The sequence below is a fragment of the Acinetobacter sp. ANC 4558 genome, assembly GCF_002135375.1.
In the GTDB taxonomy this organism is placed as follows: Bacteria; Pseudomonadota; Gammaproteobacteria; order Pseudomonadales; family Moraxellaceae; genus Acinetobacter.
This window is the reverse complement of the sequence record NZ_NEGH01000009.1, coordinates 113,654-133,090: the sequence shown is the minus strand read 5'-3', so window position 1 is coordinate 133,090 and position 19,437 is coordinate 113,654. Positions and strand designations below refer to the sequence as shown.

Below are 19,437 nucleotides of genomic sequence, written 5' to 3'. Positions count from 1 at the left end.
TTGAAATCATGTCAATTGAAAAATTTAGTTTAGAAAAAGTTTTATCTGTACATCGTTGGACGGATACCTTATTTAGTTTTACGATGACGCGACCAGCTCACTTTAAGTTTTCTGCGGGTCAATTTGCAAGAATTGGCATTAAAGTAAATGATGAATTGGTGGCGCGAGCATATTCAGTTGTATCTTCACCTTATGATGAAATCTTAGAGTTCTTTTCAATTGTAGTTCCACATGGCGCCTTCACTTCAAATTTACAGCATCTTAAAGAAGGCGATGAGATTTATCTCGAGAAAGTTCCTTATGGCTATCTTACTTTAGCACGTTATCAATTGCCATTACCTCAAGATTTATGGTTATTGGGTACAGGAACAGGGTTAGCCCCTTTTTTATCAATGCTACAAGATTTTGACACATGGCAAAATTACCAAAAAATATTTTTAGTCTATAGTGTGCGTACACAATCAGAATTAGCCTATGTAGATCGTATTCAGGAGATTGCTACAACTTTTGGCGAAGGTCATGAGGGGTTTAAGTTCATTGCAATTATTACACGAGATCCACATGCAGCTTTGCATGATCGGTTACCGAAATTGATTTCCAACGGTGAATTAGAAAAAGCAGTTGGTTCGACATTCAACCCTGCTACAAGCCATATTATGCTTTGCGGTAATCCAGAAATGGTCGAAGATACCAAGGAAGCGTTAAAAGCACGTGGTTTAACAATGAATCGACGGGGTGAGGGAAATATTGCGGTAGAAAATTACTGGTAAAATAAAAGAAAAATAGATGTATATAAAAACTCCAAGACGGAGTTTTTATATTTAAAAATTAATGAACAAACATATCCATAAATTCTCTTATTTCTAAAATCGCAGTATCTAAGTCGGTCGATAGCCAAGTAGGTTCAAAAAAACCTGCATAATGGTCTAAACGCTCCTGTGGCACAATTAAACGAATAGGGCATTCTTCTTCGAGCAAGCGCCATGGAATAATCGGAACTTCAGCATCTATAAACGCAGAAATATTACGAATATCAATGATCATTGCATTGATACATTCTGGAAATGGCATGACAGAAAATTCATCTGTACGACGACGAAAATATTCTAAATCACCCCATTTAAGTACATAGCTTGGTTTTGAAAACTCAATAATACCAATCAAATGTTGATCACGGGTATAGTGTAATGAACATTGATGTGTGACGTCAGTGTCAAGATCAAGCGATACACTTTGTTGACGATACGCCATAAAACTTCATATATTAAAAAGGGTGCATGATTATAGCTCAAATTTATGCATATGCTTTAAAATTTAATAAATGTGAAGCATGAATTCATAATTTCATGTATATATGAGAAGTGAAAACTTAAAAGTAATACAAATTATTAAAATAAATACAGTATAAAAATAGCAATACGTTTCAATATTGTTATATCAATGATGTGATTAATCGTGTTTATTGTATTTATACATTATGTCATAAAAATACGATCTATTTTTTTTAAATAGGCTTAAAAAGATGGATTAAAACACTGTAATAACAGGCTATACCAAAAGAATGTGTATAAAAATAGGGGTATATATATGAATGATAATTTAGCTAGAACAGATTTGAATCAACTGAGTTTGATCTATTACTGGGAGCAGTTTTATCCCATAATTAGTGCAGTTGCAATTTTATTCATTGGTTGGATTATTGCACTGCTGATTGCTTCAGGCGTGAAGCGAATCTTAGAAAAATGTGAAACAAATCGTAAGCTTTCTCATGCGACAGGTCATTCTTCTAATATTGAAAAAATTATCGCTAAAATTATATTTTGGATTATTTTAATTATTGCTGTTATTGGTGCGCTCAATGTTCTGAACTTAACCAGCATTAGTGGTCCATTTAGCAATATGATTCAACAGTTTTTATTATTCGTTCCAAAGTTACTTGCTGCAATAGCAATTGGTTTTATTGGTTGGATTTTAGCAAATTTAATTAAAGTGGGTGCGAAGAAACTACTGGATCAAACGACATTAGATGAAAAGTTAAGTACAGAAATTGGAGTTAGTCCAATTAGTCAAAGTATTAGTGATATTGTTTATTGGCTTATCTTATTGTTATTTTTACCTATTGTTCTTTCAATATTGGGGTTGAATGGTCTTTTATTTCCAGTCCAAAATATGGTGAATGAAATCGTTTCCTATTTACCTAATATTTTTATTGCTGCTGTTATTATTTTCATTGGATATATTCTTGCTAAAATTGTTCGTGGAATTTTACAAGGCTTAATCAATAGCTTGAATATTCAACAACATACTGAAAAATTAGGTATTTTAAAAAATCTTAATATTGCTCAATTTATCGGCTCTTTTATTTTTGCCGTTATTCTCATTACTGCTTTTATTATTGCATTTGAAGCATTAGGAATTTCTACAATTTCGCAACCTGCTACAGCTATGCTATATGAAATTATGAATGCAATACCTCATATTATTGCAGCACTTTTAATTCTAATTATTGCTTATGTCGTCGCAAAATTTGTTTCTAATTTAATTGTGGATATCATTGCAGGTTCAGGAATTGATGAAATCCCTGAAAAAATAGATGTACAACGTTTTATAGGCAACCATAAAGTTTCTCAAATTATTGGCTGCTTAATTGTATTTTTTACGATGTTGTTTGCTGTTTCTGAAGCTGCGAATCGATTGGAACTCAATCAAGTAAGTGATCTTATTGCAATATTTATCCAATTTGGTGCAAATGTATTACTGGGTGCTGTCATTTTAGCGGTTGGCTTTTGGTTTGCAAATGTTGTGGCAAATACAATTCAACGTGGTGAAAATAATTGTTCACGCTGGTTAAGCAATATTGTACGTATTTTAATTATAGGTCTCGTCATTGCGATGGGATTAAAAGCAATGGGTATTGCAGATTCCATTGTAAATTTGGCATTTGGTCTAACACTAGGTTCAGTCGCAGTTGCTTTTGCTCTTGCATTTGGTTTAGGTGGACGCAAGCCAGCAGAGCAAATACTCATTGATTTGATTGATAATGCAAAAAAAGAAGCATCTAAACTACAGACTACAGTTGCTCAGAACAATGATTCAAATGCGGAAACTTCACAAAAGCAACCGAATGATGACGAGGCAAAAGAACAATAGACAAGATGAAGATCAATTGATTTTTAGGTTGGTCTTATTTTCATAAGCTCTATGAGAAAGCAGAGGTTAATATGAAGAAAAAGACATCAAGTAGAATACTTACACCTTTTATTATTGCAGGCGTAACTGTTGGTTTTTTAGTTAGTGCTTATAAATTTGTATTTCGTAAGCCCAATGAAGAACAACCAGTTGAAATATCACCCTTATTAGAGGAGGAGAAAGAATAACAATTGTTAAGACTATTGAAATTTAAAGAAGTAGATTGAGTAGCATTAAGTACATCATCTTTGATGAGTCCATTGTAATGGAGAATCAACATTTAATGTTACGGTAATGAAGATGATGATCATGAGATGATTTTGTGTAAATTAAAAATCATCTCAAAATTATAGTGCTCATCATTGATTAAACATATTGAGCGGTGGCATGGGCAGATGACCATGCCCATTGAAAGTTGAATCCACCTAAATGTCCTGTAACATCTAGAATTTCGCCAATAAAAAATAAACCTTTTTGTTTTTTACTTTCCATTGTTTTAGATGAAACTTCTGTGGTATCTACGCCACCTAAAGTAACTTCTGCTGTTCTATAACCTTCTGTACCGGAAGGCTTAACACTAAACTCATGCAATTGTTGGGAAAGTGTCAATAATCTTTCATCACTAATATGACCGATGGCAATCTCCGCAATATCTGGCCAGATTAGATTTTGTAATTCTAAAACAATACTTTTAGGTAAAAACTCATTGAATAGTGTTCGAATGAATACTTTGGGTTGTGCTGTTTTTTTTGATTTTAAATATTCATTTAAGTCAATTTGTGGGAAAAAATTAATTTGAAAGCTTTGTCCTACATGCCAATAGTTTGAAAGCTGTAATGCACTTGGGCCACTTAAGCCACGGTGTGTAAATAAAAGTGCTTCAGTGAATGAATTTAAGTCATTTGATAGTGTTACGTCTATGGCATTACCACTTAAACGATGGGTAATCTCTTTAAAGCTGTCTGTGAAGGTAAATGGCACAAGACCAGCACGGGTAGGGAAAACATGATGTCCAAACTGTTTTGCAATTTCATAGCCAATTGCAGAACCACCTAGTGTTGGAATGGATAAGCCTCCAGATGCAATAACCACAGATTCTGCTTGAAAATATCCAATATTGGTTGCGACTTGAAAGTTACAATCATTAATAGAAGTCACTGCTTTAACATCACAATTGGTTTTAATCTCAACTAAACCTGTTTTTTCACATTCATTCAGTAACATTGTTAAGATGTCTTTTGAGCCATTTAATGTGAATAATTGCCCATGTTTGCGTTCTTCATATTGAATACCATGATCAGCCACTAAACCAATGAAATCCCAGTTGCTATAACGACTCAGAGCAGAAATAACAAAATGAGGATTGTGGGAAATGAAATTTTCCGGCTCAACATAGAGGTTGGTAAAATTACATTTTCCACCACCAGACATGAGAATTTTTTTTCCAACTTTATTGGCTTTTTCAACAACAACCACGCGACGACCACGTTGTGCTGCCATATATGCCGCCATTAAGCCAGAAGCACCAGCACCAATAATTAAAACATCATATTGATTTAAAGACATGCGCGTGCTTCCAAGGTTGAAAGCGAGCAATTATAGCCAATTTTAAACTAAATGTTGGAATTACTTTTAGTGCCGTAGAATCAATTTCGTACTGTAAAACCAAAGTATTATATTTTATAGTATGCAAAAATCAGGCTTTTACGATAAGTTTTCTATATAAACTAAAATTTAAAATGAACAGCGTGTATGAATGATTTCATACCCCACTCAAGTAGAAAAAACAATGTGTTTTGCGTGTCTGGGTGAAGGCATTCAACGTTTGAAAATTTATTTATTATTGAATGTAAAAGAAGCGCGATATAGGTTTGTAATTCGCGAATATAAAAATTATAGTGTTAAAGAAAGCAATAATATTATTCAATAATTAATGGGGGATCTAATGGGTTCAGATGAAGAAAAACTTAAAAAATATAATTTAATTACCTATATATTGTATCTAGTTGGATTTCTTGTCGGTATCACGGGCTTAATTGCCATTATTATGAACTATGTCAAGCGTAATGAAATGCGTGGAACATGGTTAGAAAGTCATGTTGACTGGCAAATCAAAACATTTTGGTGGTGCCTTGTCGGTTATATTGTTGGATTCCTTCTTGCCGTTGTCTTCATTGGTTATTTAGTTATTTTCTTGGTTATGGTCTGGCAAATTTATCGTTTAGTTGTTGGCATTAATGCACTGAATGATAATCAACCCATTGGTATGAAATAAATTATTTTTTAGGAGAAAGCTCTTAAATTTGGGGACTTCTTCCTTGTAAACCACCACTATGAATCGCTAGAATTTTAGATTGATTGTTTAACTTTCCTTGATCAATTAAATCAAAAATGCCCATAAACATTTTTCCTGTATAAATTTGTTCAAGCGGTATGCCATAAGTTTTTTCAAAATAGCGAATAAAATCAATAAGTTCTGATGTGATTTTTGCATAACCACCACAGCAATACTGATCTGTGATTTGCCAATTTTTTTTGGTTGTATATTGTTGAATTTCATGGTGAAGAAAGTGACCTTTGAGCGCAGAGAATCCCCAAATTTTTTGTTTTTCTGTACAGGATTCAATTATTCCAGCAAGTGTACCACCAGTACCAACTGCACAAGCAATGGTTTGATAATTTTGAAGATCAGACGTATTTAATATTTCTTGGCAGCCTAAAATAGCAAAACGATTGGTTCCACCTTCAGGAATAAGATAATATTCAGGATAATCTTTTTTTAATTTTTCCAAAAACTCTAGCGTTTGTTTGAGTTGATACTGTTGTCGAGATACAAACAGAAAAGACATCTCTTGCTGTTGAGCAAAGCTTAAAGTTGAGTTGAGAGGCTTATGTTGAAGTTCTTCACCACGAATAATACCAACACTTTTAAAATCAAATACTTTTGCTGCAAATGCTGTTGCAGCAATATGGTTGGAATAGGCACCACCAAATGTTATAACGCCTTGATACCCTAAAGATTTTGCGTGAATAAAATTATATTTCAGTTTGAAGAATTTATTTCCAGAAATTGCAGGATGAACTTGATCTAATCGCTTAATGGTAATTGCGATATTTTTATATTGAATTGTTTGATAGGGAATAGCTTGTTCAATACATTTAAAGTTATGTTGTGTTTCATGATGAATAGGATATTGGGACAAGGGACTTATCCTACATACAGGTGATAATTTTTTAGGATGATAACAAAGGAAAAATGTCAGGTAAAACGATTGTTGATTATTTGAACAATAATGCTATTCTAAATTTAAGCTAATACAAAAAGAAGGAAAGCAACATGGAAAAAGTGCCCTTCATATTGATAATACTACTCATGAGTGGATTAGTTGCCTGTGATTCGACAGAGAATTTTAATAAGCCTAAAACAGATCAAAGAACGATGATTATTGGTGGCGTACCTGCATTTGATCAAGATTATCAATTGCTAACAACAAAGCAAGTTGAAAAATAAAGAGATAAAGCATGATTGTGGAAATAAAATAATGTTATCTCTATCGAGATTTTTTTTGATAAATTGAGTAAAATCTCGTAATTATTTTGTTTCATTATTGAGATGATTATTGTGGAATCACTTTTGATTTTAGGTTCAATTGCATTTGCTTTAATGCTCGGTGCAATGAGCCCAGGTCCAACTTCTATTTATGTGGCAAAAAACTCAATTGCGATTTCGCGTAAGCATGGGCTATTTACGGCGTTAGGTACTGGTTTTGGAGCTGCTTTTTTTGGTCTACTGGCTGTTTTAGGTTTACAAGCATTCTTATTGGCAGTGCCCTCAGCTTATTTTATTTTGAAAATTTGCGGTGGTTTATATTTACTTTGGCTCGCTTATAAAATTATTAAACATGCGAAAGAACCTATAGATACAGATGAATCACGAATTCAACAAATGACCTTACGTCGTGCGTTTATGACTGGATTAATTACGCAATTATCTAATCCTAAAATTGCAATTGTTTTGGCAAGTATTTTTACTGCGCTATTACCTCAAGAGTTTCCAACATATTACTATTTTGTTTTACCGATTTTATGCTTTTTTATTGATGCAGGTTGGTGTTCTTTAGTCGCTGTTGCGTTATCGGCAGAAAAACCACGCCAAGCATATTTAAAATCTAAAGCTAAATTTGATCGTGCTGCTGGAACTGTGATGACCATATTAGGTTTGAAGTTAATTTTTGGAATGAAATAAATTTTATTCATTAAGCGAAAATCTTTGCGATGAATACTAAGCTTAAATCAATTCATTAAATTTCAAAAAATCAATGACGTCGTATTAAAGTTTAAAGTTATTTAATACATTGATCATAAAAGAGTAAAGTTTAAAAAAACTGGCATAGACCAGTTTTTTTGATTAATTTTATGCCTAAGCATCAACAGATGTAGTTTTTTAATTAAAATTTTCCTGAATGAATTGTAATAGTGCTTGTTCAGATTGATTGACAGCAATGACTTGTAAGCCAATTGGAAGACCATTTCTATTGAGTAAAGGAACACTGCAAACAGGAAATCTGAGTACATTCCATGGTGACGTGAGGCTAAGTAAGGCTTCTTTAACATTGATCTGATGATTATTTAAATGAATGCTTCTCTCATAGAGGTTTGGAGCTGAAATTGGAAGCGTTGGCATCAAAATAAAATCAACCTCTTGGCAAAGGGTTTTAAATTGATTGATACATTCGATTTGTTTCTTTTTAGCCAACAGGTATTGCCAACCCGCAATTTTTTTTGATGCTAACAGTCGCTCAAGCACTTCTTTTTGAAATAAATCAGGAGTGTGTTCAACATGTTCAGCATGGATCGCATAAGCTTCACTACTTTGAATGTGATTAAAGCATTGTTGAATATCTGAAAATAACTCATTTAAAGGATGAATTATCTGTAGATTCGGGTTAAATTTCGCAGAAATAAAATTTTTGATGTCACGATAAATATTTAAATCATAAGAAGATGTGATTTCACTATTGGGCAACCAAGCAATATTAAATTCAGATGATGTCTCAATATGGTCTGAATGAGTCAAAGATTTTTGCTGAAATAAATTCCATACAAGCTGTAAATCATGAATATCTTTAGTTAATATACCTAAATGATCTAAGGATTCAGATAACGGAAAAACACCCTGTAATGAAAGCTTTCCATAACTGGGTTTAAATCCAAATATTCCATTGAGAGAAGCGGGAATACGAATAGAGCCTCCAGTATCTGTTCCCAATGCAAGTGGAACCATACCCGTTGCAACTGCAACAGCACTTCCACAACTCGAACCTCCCGATATTTTTTCTAAATTCCAAGGATTTAACGTTGCACCATGCGCTGAGCAATCTCCAGTAGGTCCATAGGCAAATTCATTTGTATTTGTCTTTCCAATAATAATTGTACCTAAAGATTTTAAAACTTGAACGCAATCAGCATCATTCTTTGGAATAAAGTCTTTATAAAAATTTGATCCCATTGAAGTTATCAAATTTGCAGTGTCAATATTATCTTTGATTGCAACAGGTATTCCTTGTAATGGACTTAGAATAATATTTTGTTCAAAAAGTGCATCAATTTCCTGTGCTTGTGCTAAGGCATGCTGAACATCTACATGGCAGAAAGCATTAAGATTACGATCGAGCTGAGAAATCGAATCCAATGTATTTTGTATTAATTCTCGAACCGATATTTTTCTTGAATGTAGTAAATGAGCAGTATCTGCGATACTTAATTTAGAAAAATAACCTTGTATAGGGCAATCTTGCATATTCTTACTCTGTAGATGTTAGGAGACAGCAGACTTAATGCTATTCATCGTATTAATTGAAAAAGCGAATAACAGTAATGGCGATTAAAGAGACAATTGCCATTGAAATTACATTGCCAATATAAGGATGCTGGTAGTTTGGTAATCTAGTTGAAATCCAATGAGCCAATGGTGGAGCGATGATTGCACCGATGATTGCACCTCCAACAATTGAAATCTGACTACCGTTAAAAACAAGAACAGCAACAGGGGCAACTGAAGAAATAGGAATGTAAGTTGGATACCAACCATATTTTTCCCATTGCGACTGCCATGTTACAACTGCAATTGCAGCTGATAGGATTTGGCTAATAAGAATGGCTACAATTAAATCGCTTCCATAACTAATACTTAAAGGATTAATATAAATTGCGAGTAGCACACCAGCGATAAAGCCTAAACCTGCCCATTCATTTGCAAAAAATTGAGATTCAGAAAAATCTGCAATCATTCTTCTCATGACCCAAAATGGACCATGTTTTGGAAGAGTTGAATCTATTTCATTGATCACAGTTGTCTCGGAGTGAGACTCTTCAACTTGTTCTTGTTTCCCCATCATTGATGGAAATGCGTAAAAAAGTCTAAAGGCAATTAAACTACCAATCGCCATGGCACTTACATTTCCAATAATATTTGGTAAATCCAGTGGTCTACATATATAATTGACGAAGAGTAATGCCAATGGCGTGATGAGAAGGGCGCCCGAAATTGCACCAATGAATGCAACTCGATATCCTTTTCCATACATTAAAACCGTTGCTGCAGGTAATGAAACAAACGTTACAAAAGTTGGTTGCCATTGCTGAGTAGAGGCAATTGTCCAACTCCACAATAGATTACTTAAAATTAATCCCAAGCTAGAGCTAAGCAGAATCCATAGAAATAAACCAGTTCCATAACTAATTGCAAAGCCTTGTAGTTTTTGCTTTTTTCTATATAGAACATAAGCAAAAAAAGCGCCGAGCAATAAGCCTAAAGAGGCGAGATCATTTTTATAAAATTGTGCTTCACTAATATCTCCTATAATCCAGTTCATCCATGACATAAATGAAGAATATTGGGGAAGTCCATCATCCAATATTCTTAAGTTTAATGAATAAGATGAAGCTAAATGTGAACTATAAGAAACAATCAAAACCAGAAATGTTGCTGATAAAATGTTTGCAAATAAACGCTTACTTTTAGCCATTTTATATTCCCTCAAATTAACGAGGGAATACAGGATGATCTTTATATCCTAATATTTCATCATATACATCGGTTCTACGATCACGGATTAAGTCATTATGTTTATTCCAGATTGGAGCCCCACGTGCAGCCATAAGATCAATGTCAGCATATAAAATAGTTTCGCTTTCAGAATCTGCAATACCTGAAATTGGCCAACCATTTGTTCCCGTAATTAAAGAGCAACCTAGGAATTTTTCACCACGGTCAATACCAACTCGGTTTGCCGCAGCAATATAAACATTATTTACATGAGATGCTGTAATGGTTAAGTATGACGCCATACATTTACCACTTTCATCAAATAACGGAGGTGGTGTCCAAACCCAGTTATTCACACTACAGATAATATCTGCGCCTTGCTGCGCTAAAATTCGTGGCACTTCTGGGAACCAAACATCCCAACAAATCATCATGCCAATTCTGCCAATTGGCGTATCAAATACTGGAAAACCATGATCACCTGGAGTAAACCAAAGTTTTTCTAGATTCCATAAGTGAGCTTTACGGTATTTTCCAATAAAATCTTCTGGCCCAATTAAAACAGATGAGTCATAAAGCTTATCACCTTCTTTTTCTGCAACACCAGCAACGAGATAAATTGAATGCTTTTGTGCAAAATCTTGCCAAATTTGCACACTTGGACCATTTGGAACGTTTTCTGCATGATCAAAAGCTTCTTTTCGGCTCGTAAATAAATAACCTGTATTCGCAAGTTCAGGCATCACAATTAAGTTTGCACCTTGTTCTACCGCTTGCAGCGCAAGATCTAAACCATGGCGTAAGTTCCGATCTCTATTTTCCATACCAACTTGAGGATCAAACTGTATAACCGCAACTTTAACTGGACTAATTGGATTTCCTTCCATGATATATTTCCTAGGTGAATTAAATTAAACAACCCTAACGTTTGGGTTTGTGTTTTTTAATCAACCCAAACGTTAGGGTTATAAAAACATATCTAAAATAAAAATCAAGTATTTTTTTCAATCCTTAAACGTTACAATAAGGATTGACTTTAAAAACATGATAGAGAATGGCTAGATCTAACACTAAAAATGTGACCTTAAAATTTCTTTCTGAACAGTTAGGTTTACATGTTTCTACCGTTTCTAGAGTGCTTAATGGGGGAGTTCATGATGCTGAAACAGCAGCATCTCCAGAAACAATAAAAAAAATTCGAGAGTTAGCACAGTCTTTAAATTACACCCCGAATACGCTTGCCAAAAGTTTGAAATCACAAAAAAGTCAGGTGGTTGGAGTTTTAGTGCCTAAATTGTCAGATTTGGTTTTGGCCACCATTTATGAAGGAATTGATGCGGCAGCAACGAAGCATAATTATGTGACTTTTGTTTCAAATACAAACGATGTACCTAAAAATCAACGAAAGTTAGGTGAAATGGCGCTATCTCGTAGAGTCGATGGTTTAATCATTGCGGATGCACATTTAAATAATGCAGAAACAACAGAATTTTTTGATTTTTTAACACAACGAGATATTCCGTTTGTATTGGTAAGTCGAGGCGTTGATGGATTTCCTTCTGTAACTTGTGATGATTATTTAGGTGGGCGATTAGCTGCAGAACATTTTTTATCTTCTGGTAAGCATCAATGTATAGGAATACTCGCAGGGGAGCCATTTGCCAGTACAGGGTATCTTCGAGCTAAAGGCTTTAAAGATTATTGCTTCGAACATGGAGTTCAATTATTAGAAAAAAATATAATTCATAGTGGTTTTGATGTTGATTCAGGCTATCACGCAGGATTACAACTACTTTCGCAAGAAAATGCTCCAAGCGCAGTATTTGCAGTGAATGATTTTATTGCAATTGGGCTTATGGGAGCTGTAAAAAAACTCAATCTATTGTCAGGTAAAGATATTTCTATTATTGGATTTAATGATATTTCCTTAGCTAAACAACTACCAATTCCTTTATCGAGTATTAACTCCCCGATGTATGCGATGGGCTTTAATGCATTTGAACTATTATTAAAAATTATGAATGGTAGCGAGGCTGAATCATTAAAAATGAAGCCTACAATTATGTGTAGAGAAAGTTCATTAGATTATCAGCATCATTCTTAATCAGCTCTCCTATTTTAAATAGGGCGGTAGAAGCATTAAATTATGTAGCAGACATACCCTCAACTTAGACCTTAAAAATCTAAGTTAGGGGGATTACACAGATTGGTCAGTATCATCATATGTAAATCTAAGGATATACTTTTAAAAAAGTAACCCAACAGGTGATTGTGAAATTTAAAGCAATAACATCAAGAAATGTCATAATTTGTTCATTCAACTGTCATAATTTAATTGCACAATAATAATGAATAAAAAATCGTGCTATTTTTAATCAAAAGATTTTATTTATTACAAAAATGAAACTAAGGAATGATATTGAGATTTAAAAATAGATAATTGAAAAATATTAATTTTTTATAATATTTTGACTTTAAACGTACTTTCATCTGAGTTTATGCAGTATGAAGTGCTTTATTATGTCAGTAATTGTCATATAATTGTCATAATTAAATTGAACAATAAGGGGATTCTTTATCCTCTTTTTTTGCTTGCATGAATCCTAATCAAAATCCAGTTGATTCAATACATCAGTCGTCAAAAACGAAATCGACGAATGTTCATGTACCAACGCCGAAATTTTTTGTTCCCGTGTTTTTAACACTTATTATTTCAACACTTATTTATATTGGTTTTCAACTTTCGAGTGATTTAGCCCATGTACCTGCATTAAGTTTATATTCTTTAATTTTATTAGGTACCGCATTATTCATTGCACTTGGCTTTGAGTTTGTCAACGGTTTCCATGATACTGCAAATGCTGTTGCGACTGTTATTTATACCAATGCACTATCTGCGCCTGTTGCAGTAATGTGGGCAGGTTTTTGTAACTTTCTTGGTGTGATGGTTGCAAGTGGTGCGGTGGCATATGGCATTATTGCCTTGTTACCTGTCGAGCTTATTATGGGCGTAGGTACGGGGGATGGTGCAGGTTTTGCCATGGTTTTTGCCATGTTAATCGCTGCGATCTTGTGGAATTTAGGAACGTGGTTTTTTGGAATTCCTGCCTCTAGTTCACACACTTTAATTGGCTCAATTTTAGGTGTAGGTATAATGAATTATATTTTACACTCAGATCTTGGTGCTTCTGGTGCAGACGTAGAGCAAGTCATTAAGGTCGGTAAGGCACTTTTATTTTCTCCATTAATTGGTTTTGCCTTTGCAGCAATCTTATTTCTGTTAGTGAAAAAAGTTTTTAAGAAGCAGATGGAGTTGTTTCAGCCACCTGAAGGGAATAAACCACCACCACCATTAATTCGTGCAATTCTTATTTTTACATGCACTGGCGTAAGTTTTGCTCATGGTTCAAATGATGGTCAAAAAGGTATGGGATTAATCATGCTGATTTTGATTGGTATTGTTCCACTGGCATATTCATTGAATAAAAACTTAGATCAGCAACATTTACAATCATTTGAGAAACTATCTGCTCAAACAGCAAAGATTATACATGTCAAACAGGATGGAATTTCTGATGAAGCAGCACGTACTGTAATTACTAAATATGTTCAAACAAAAGAAATTACACCAGAAGTTGTTCCAGCTTTGGCAAGTTTGACCCAACATGTTGGGGAAAAAATTGGTCAATATGGCGACCTGAAAAATGTGCCTGAGCAAGAGGTTTCTAGCTTGCGTAACGATATGTATTTGAGTGTAACTGCTTTTAAACGATTAGATAAAGCAGAGCAACTGCCTGTAATGTCATCGGCCGATGCAAAAATTGTTAAAGATTACCGCAATAGCTTAGATTCATTTTTACAATATATTCCGACGTGGGTGAAAGTTGCAACTGCGTTGGCATTGGGCTTGGGAACAATGGTTGGTTGGAAACGCATTGTCGTAACTGTTGGTGAGCGTATCGGAAAACAGCATATGACATATGGTCAAGGAATGTCAGCAGAACTTGTTGCAATGTCAACGATTGCCGCAGCAGATGGTTTTGGGATGCCTGTTTCGACCACACACGTTTTAAACTCAGCTGTTGCTGGGACAATGGTTGCTAATAAATCTGGTTTAAACTTCCAAATGGTGAAGACAATTCTTTCAGCTTGGATTTTCACTTTACCTGTAACCATCTGTTTGTCAGGAACATTGTATTGGTTGTTACTTAAAGTATTTTAATGGTTCAATAAATAAAAAACGCTGCAATTGCAGCGTTTTTTATTTCAGGGTTTATTTTTTCGTAGACAATAATTTAATAAAGGGTAACTTTTCATTTGCAAAACCATATAGGGCAGCGAATGGTAAAGCTGTACGCGCTAAATAGGCAACCCGCCAAAGTCCACCATGGTTGGCACCACTCATCATCAGCTCTAATGGGTGATTTAAAGGGGTATTTGGATGAGCAACAGATTTAGTATTTTGTAAATCGTGAATCCATAATGCTGCCATTAAAGCATTGGTTGTTTCTGGTTTAAATGCTTCAACATCAAATAAAGTTGCACCATTAAATGCAGCCTTTAAAAGTGGGTTTTTGACCACAGAATGTGTGGTTGTTGATGGCGCAATGTTAATACTGACCACCTGACCTTCAGTACGTGCCAAAGTTGCACGCCATTGTTGTAGGCGCTTGGCAAGAGCATAGTTTGGACCTTGTTCAACGACGAGACAGTCTGCAATACCATATTGTTGTTGGTTGTCTGATTGAATCAGTTCATCATCATTTGGGTCGAAAAAATGCTTTAAACTTAATGCTGAAATTCCTTTGGTTAAGACTTTATGCAAAGTTGAACGCTGTTTGAATTTTTTATGTGTTGCTTCACTGACTTCTTTAGGAATTGCATAGACATCGGTAGGTGTACACATAAACATTAAACTGGTATTGGTTTTATGTTGGCTGATCTGTTGCATGATTGCATCCATTGCGAGAGCAACACGCACATGCTTTTCACCATCTAAATATGCAATAGCTGCAAGATCTAAGTCATTTGGATTTTGTAGTAACCATTGGGTAATTTCTGGGATCTGGGTCAGTAAATTAGCACCTAATTTATGTTTTAAAACTGAAATATCAGTTGAAGAGTCTAATTGTTCAAAGGACGGTGCATATAAGGTGGCATTGCCTTGTTGAATGGTATTTAAGATTTTGTCCCAGACATGTTCATTTTGCAGATCTACTGCAACAATATTGGCCTTCCATTTAGATAACCATGTCAGTGGACCAGCTTCAGAAGCAGCGCCAAATAGCACCATTGTTCGATCAGATAAATCAAACCATTCTGGGTGGGCGACTACTTTTCTTAAGGCATCAGCATGGCTGAGTTCTATGATCCCTTGATCTTGCCAAGTTTGAATTTGTGTTAAAAGTGCTGCACCTTGTAGTTTTTTCCCGTGATAAGGCACATACCATTCAGATGGATCATCACTTTCACCAGAAAATTTAAAGGTATTTAAAGTGTCCGCTTGAATTGACATCACGTCAGCGAGTTTATATTTATTTTGATCACGATAAAAATCAAAAGATTGATGCGCTTTTTCTAAGCCAAGCTTGGCAATTTCTAAAGTATTTTGTGTACTTTGAATACCATGTTTGACTAAGGCTTTAAAGTATTTAGGGTAATGTTTACGCCATTTTTTCTCATGTTGTATTTCTACACTCAGTTCTTTATCAATGGTAGATAATGCACTGGATAAAATTATTTTACCTGTATGAGAGGTACTTGCTTTATTGGTTTTGGAATGCAGTGGAAACTGTAAGCCTTCTAAAGATGATGTCATTGCAAAATAGCTCATTTACAAATGTAATTAATATACAATTGTATACAATATCATTGCAAAGTTAATAAAGGGTTGGCAATAAATACCAAGATGGTAACAAGCAGCGTGATTTTAAATTGTAAAATTCATATTGTTTGTAATATTTTTAAATGGATCGAAAAACTGAATTATTAAACCTAAAAAACAAGACAAAGCATATTCAATAAATAAAATAAAAATGGATGGGTCTTATTTACAGTAAAACGAGTATATAGAATTAACCAAAGTTAAATCTATATACTCAAATGACAGAAAATTAAAATTGATTTTAGTTGTCGGTAATTAGACTATTTTTCTTCGTGTCTTTCATGAATATATAAGTAATCAGTGATAAACCGATCATGAATGTAATGTAGTAGAAGAAATAATTTTCATGCCCTGCATTTTTAAAGCTCAGTGCAACGAGTTCTGCTGTTCCACCAAATAAAGTATTTGCAATTGCATAAGGTAATGCAACACCAAGTGCACGAATGTGAGCAGGGAATAATTCAGCTTTTACAACTGCATTAATTGCCGTATATCCCGTTACAATCATCATACCACTCATACATAGAAGGAAAGCAGTGGTAGGGCTTGTTGTATTGCCTAAACCATTAAAAATTGGAATCGTAAATAATACCCCTAAGATTCCGAATGTAATCATAATTGGTTTACGGCCAATTTTATCAGAAAGTGCGCCTACAGCTGGCTGTATTAACATGAAGATGAAAATAGCAGCCGTGGTAATTTCTGTTGCTGTTGTTTTTTCAAATCCTGAAGTATTAACCAAGTATTTTTGTAAATAGGTGGTAAAGGTATTAAATGCGAGGGTACCACCAGCCGTTAACATAATGACGGTGAAGGCAGCTTTCGGATGCTTAGTAAATAATTCGATCGCACCTGATTTCGGACCACCTTTTTTAGCTTGTTCTTGTGCTTCTTTCGCAGATTGAGTTTCAACGAGTCCACGACGAATCCAGAATACAACGACTGCGAGTAATGCTCCAATGAAGAATGGAATACGCCATCCCCATGCATATAACTGCTCTTCTGTTAAAACGTTTTGTAGAATAATAAGAACACAAAGTGCAAGGAGCTGACCAGAAATAAGCGTTACATACTGAAAGCTTGAGAAGAACCCACGATGGTTTTTTCCTGCCATTTCAGTTAAGTAGGTTGCACTAGAGCCGTATTCACCGCCAACACTTAAACCTTGTATTAAACGTGCAAAAAGTAAAATTGCAGGTGCAAGCATTCCTACAGAGTCGTAGGTCGGTGCAAAAGCAATGGCTAATGAGCCAATACACATCAATGAGACAGAAAGTGAAAGCCCAGCTTTACGTCCTTTACGATCGGCATAGATTCCCATAATCCAAGCACCAATAGGACGCATAAGAAAGCCGAGTGCAAAAACTGCTGCAGCTTGTAAAAGCTTGACGGTATCATCACCATCTGGGAAAAATTGATGAGCAAAATATAAGGTAAAAGCCGCGTATACGTACCAGTCAAACCATTCAACAAGGTTACCAGCAGATCCACCGAGGATAGATTTGAAACGAGTTTTTCTATCAAATTGCTCAGGGGCAACTTGAGGCGTTGAATTTGTCACAACAATTCTCCAAAAGAATGTTGGAAAAATATATACATTTAAATTTTGACATTAAGATGGCAAAACTAAAAAGATATATTTTAATGAAATGAGGGAGAGAGTTAATTTATGGACACGTTATACTCTTGTACGTATAGATGATTTATAAGACTTTAGTCTAATATTTTTTATTTATTTTAGAATATGTCATTAAAACAATAAGTTATTGTTGTTTAAAAACCCATCACTAGGGATGGGTTTTTAAAAGAGAGAATTTAATTATCCGTGATTAAAGAGTTTTTCTTGGTGTCTTTCATGAATATATAAGTAATCAGTGATAAACCAATCATGAATGTAATGTAATAGAAAAAGTAACTTTCATGTCCAGCATTTTTAAAGCTTAAAGCAACAAGCTCTGCTGTACCACCAAATAACGTATTTGCAATTGCGTAAGGTAATGCAACACCAAGTGCACGAATATGAGCAGGGAATAGTTCTGCTTTAACCACAGCATTAATAGCTGTGTAACCAGAGACAATAATCATACCGCTCATACAAAGCATAAATGCAGTCATCGCATTATTAGTCGCACCAATATGGTTAAATATTGGAATCGTGAATATAACGCCTAAAACCCCAAATGCAATCATAATGGGTTTACGGCCAATTTTATCTGAAAGTGCGCCAATTGCGGGTTGAATCAGCATAAAGATAAAAATTGCTGCAGTGGTAATCTCGGTTGCAGTTGTTTTTTCAAAACCTGAAGTATTGACTAAATATTTTTGTAAATAGGTTGTGAATGTATTGAATGCGAGTGTGCCACCTGCTGTCAGCATAATGACGGTGAAGGCCGCTTTAGGATGCTTGGTAAATAATTCAATCGCACCAGATTTAGGTCCACCTTCTTTTGCTTGTTTTTGTGCTAGTTTGGATGATTCACTTTCTACTAAGCCACGACGAATCCAGAAGACAACGACTGCAAGTACTGCACCAATAAAGAATGGAATACGCCAACCCCATTCACCTAATGCGTGTTCAGACATTGTACGTTGTAAGACAATCAAAGTGCATAGTGCAAGTAATTGCCCAGAAATAAGGGTCACATATTGGAAGCTTGAGAAAAATCCACGATGGTTTTTACCAGCCATTTCACTTAAATAAGTCGCACTTGAGCCATATTCTCCACCAACACTTAAACCTTGAAGTAGACGAGCGAATAAAAGCATGGCAGGAGCAAACATACCTATTGCTTCATAAGTTGGGGTACAAGCAATGATGAGCGATCCCACACACATCAGAGAGACTGAAAGCGATAAACCAGCTTTTCGCCCTTTACGATCTGCATATATACCCATTACCCATGCACCTATCGGGCGCATAAGAAAACCAAGTGCAAAAACTGCGGCAGCTTGTAAAAGTTTTACAGTACTATCGCCTTCGGGAAAAAATTTAGGTGCAAAATATAAGGTAAATGCTGCATAGACATACCAATCATACCATTCAACAAGATTACCCGCAGAACCGCCAATAATAGATTTTACACGTGTTTTACGATCAATAGGGGTGGACTCAGGTTGAGTCATGACATCATTTGTCATATTGTCCTCCATGGATGAAATATACTGATAAAAAACAGGAGATAATGATGGATAACAATTCTTATTTAAATATAAGTAATTGATTTTATTTATTAATTATTAATATTTATAGAAAGTCATAAACAAATATTAAAATTATGGCGGAGCCTAACAAGTTATATGTATTTTCATCAGTTTA

General features: G+C 34.7%; 17 protein-coding genes. 8 read left to right on the top strand and 9 right to left on the bottom strand.

Translation table 11 applies throughout. From position 1 onward, the window contains the following. The first annotated feature begins 8 nt into the window (after positions 1-8). Entirely contained in the window at positions 9-770 is a 762-nt protein-coding gene (locus B9T31_RS11935) for a ferredoxin--NADP reductase (protein ID WP_086182169.1), read from the top strand. Between the two features lie 58 nt (positions 771-828). Here B9T31_RS11935 and B9T31_RS11930 read toward each other — a convergent pair whose 3' ends face one another. Continuing rightward, complete coding sequence (locus B9T31_RS11930; protein WP_086182168.1) at positions 829-1,251, bottom strand: hypothetical protein; 423 nt, start codon at positions 1,249-1,251, stop codon at positions 829-831. A 336-nt stretch (positions 1,252-1,587) separates the two neighbouring features. Here B9T31_RS11930 and B9T31_RS11925 point away from each other — a divergent pair, with 336 nt between their 5' ends. Then, positions 1,588-3,150, top strand: coding sequence for a mechanosensitive ion channel (locus B9T31_RS11925; protein ID WP_086182167.1), 1,563 nt, complete (start codon positions 1,588-1,590; stop codon positions 3,148-3,150). 71 nt (positions 3,151-3,221) lie between these two features. Then, positions 3,222-3,377, top strand: a complete 156-nt coding sequence (locus B9T31_RS17795) for a hypothetical protein (protein WP_171264748.1) — start codon at positions 3,222-3,224, stop codon at positions 3,375-3,377. 178 nt (positions 3,378-3,555) lie between these two features. On the opposite strand, the gene B9T31_RS11920 is transcribed toward B9T31_RS17795, so the two are convergent. Beyond that, positions 3,556-4,755, bottom strand: a complete 1,200-nt coding sequence (locus tag B9T31_RS11920; protein WP_086182166.1) for an NAD(P)/FAD-dependent oxidoreductase — start codon at positions 4,753-4,755, stop codon at positions 3,556-3,558. Positions 4,756-5,134: 379 nt separating this feature from the next. Between B9T31_RS11920 and B9T31_RS11915 the strand changes: the two genes are divergently transcribed. Beyond that, positions 5,135-5,464 carry a DUF4870 family protein gene (locus tag B9T31_RS11915; RefSeq protein WP_086182165.1) on the top strand — a complete coding sequence of 110 codons (330 nt, stop codon included), beginning with the start codon at positions 5,135-5,137 and terminating at the stop codon, positions 5,462-5,464. A gap of 22 nt (positions 5,465-5,486) precedes the next feature. Here the strand turns inward: B9T31_RS11915 and B9T31_RS11910 are convergent, their stop codons facing one another. After that, complete coding sequence (locus B9T31_RS11910; protein WP_416202537.1) at positions 5,487-6,392, bottom strand: 1-aminocyclopropane-1-carboxylate deaminase/D-cysteine desulfhydrase; 906 nt, start codon at positions 6,390-6,392, stop codon at positions 5,487-5,489. A 134-nt stretch (positions 6,393-6,526) separates the two neighbouring features. Between B9T31_RS11910 and B9T31_RS17790 the strand changes: the two genes are divergently transcribed. Further along, a complete protein-coding gene (locus tag B9T31_RS17790) occupies positions 6,527-6,700 on the top strand; it encodes an NF038215 family lipoprotein (protein WP_171264747.1) in 174 nt (57 codons plus the stop codon). Between the two features lie 111 nt (positions 6,701-6,811). Next, positions 6,812-7,435, top strand: a complete 624-nt coding sequence (locus B9T31_RS11905) for a LysE family translocator (RefSeq protein ID WP_086182249.1) — start codon at positions 6,812-6,814, stop codon at positions 7,433-7,435. A gap of 198 nt (positions 7,436-7,633) precedes the next feature. On the opposite strand, the gene B9T31_RS11900 is transcribed toward B9T31_RS11905, so the two are convergent. The 3 genes from B9T31_RS11900 to B9T31_RS11890 are packed head-to-tail and all read right to left on the bottom strand — an operon-like array spanning position 7,634 to position 11,124. After that, entirely contained in the window at positions 7,634-8,989 is a 1,356-nt protein-coding gene (locus B9T31_RS11900) for an amidase (RefSeq protein WP_086182164.1), read from the bottom strand. 52 nt (positions 8,990-9,041) lie between these two features. Further along, positions 9,042-10,217, bottom strand: coding sequence for a hypothetical protein (locus B9T31_RS11895; RefSeq protein WP_228146030.1), 1,176 nt, complete (start codon positions 10,215-10,217; stop codon positions 9,042-9,044). Between the two features lie 16 nt (positions 10,218-10,233). Further along, on the bottom strand, positions 10,234-11,124 hold the full coding sequence (locus B9T31_RS11890) for a nitrilase family protein (RefSeq protein ID WP_086182163.1): 891 nt from the start codon (positions 11,122-11,124) through the stop codon (positions 10,234-10,236). 167 nt (positions 11,125-11,291) lie between these two features. On the opposite strand from B9T31_RS11890, the gene B9T31_RS11885 reads away from it, so the two are divergent. Together B9T31_RS11885 and B9T31_RS11880 are read left to right on the top strand one after the other, a co-directional pair. Beyond that, a complete protein-coding gene (locus B9T31_RS11885; protein WP_086182162.1) occupies positions 11,292-12,341 on the top strand; it encodes a LacI family DNA-binding transcriptional regulator in 1,050 nt (349 codons plus the stop codon). Positions 12,342-12,833: 492 nt separating this feature from the next. Continuing rightward, positions 12,834-14,459 carry an inorganic phosphate transporter gene (locus B9T31_RS11880; RefSeq protein WP_086182161.1) on the top strand — a complete coding sequence of 542 codons (1,626 nt, stop codon included), beginning with the start codon at positions 12,834-12,836 and terminating at the stop codon, positions 14,457-14,459. Positions 14,460-14,510: 51 nt separating this feature from the next. Here the strand turns inward: B9T31_RS11880 and B9T31_RS11875 are convergent, their stop codons facing one another. The 3 genes from B9T31_RS11875 to B9T31_RS11865 form a co-directional block, all read right to left on the bottom strand. Continuing rightward, positions 14,511-16,055 (bottom strand): hypothetical protein, encoded by a 1,545-nt coding sequence (locus B9T31_RS11875; protein WP_086182247.1) that lies wholly within the window; start codon positions 16,053-16,055, stop codon positions 14,511-14,513. A 307-nt stretch (positions 16,056-16,362) separates the two neighbouring features. Continuing rightward, positions 16,363-17,682 (bottom strand): MFS transporter, encoded by a 1,320-nt coding sequence (locus B9T31_RS11870; protein WP_086182160.1) that lies wholly within the window; start codon positions 17,680-17,682, stop codon positions 16,363-16,365. A gap of 254 nt (positions 17,683-17,936) precedes the next feature. Beyond that, positions 17,937-19,259, bottom strand: a complete 1,323-nt coding sequence (locus B9T31_RS11865) for an MFS transporter (RefSeq protein WP_171264746.1) — start codon at positions 19,257-19,259, stop codon at positions 17,937-17,939. Between the last annotated feature and the right edge of the window lie 178 nt (positions 19,260-19,437).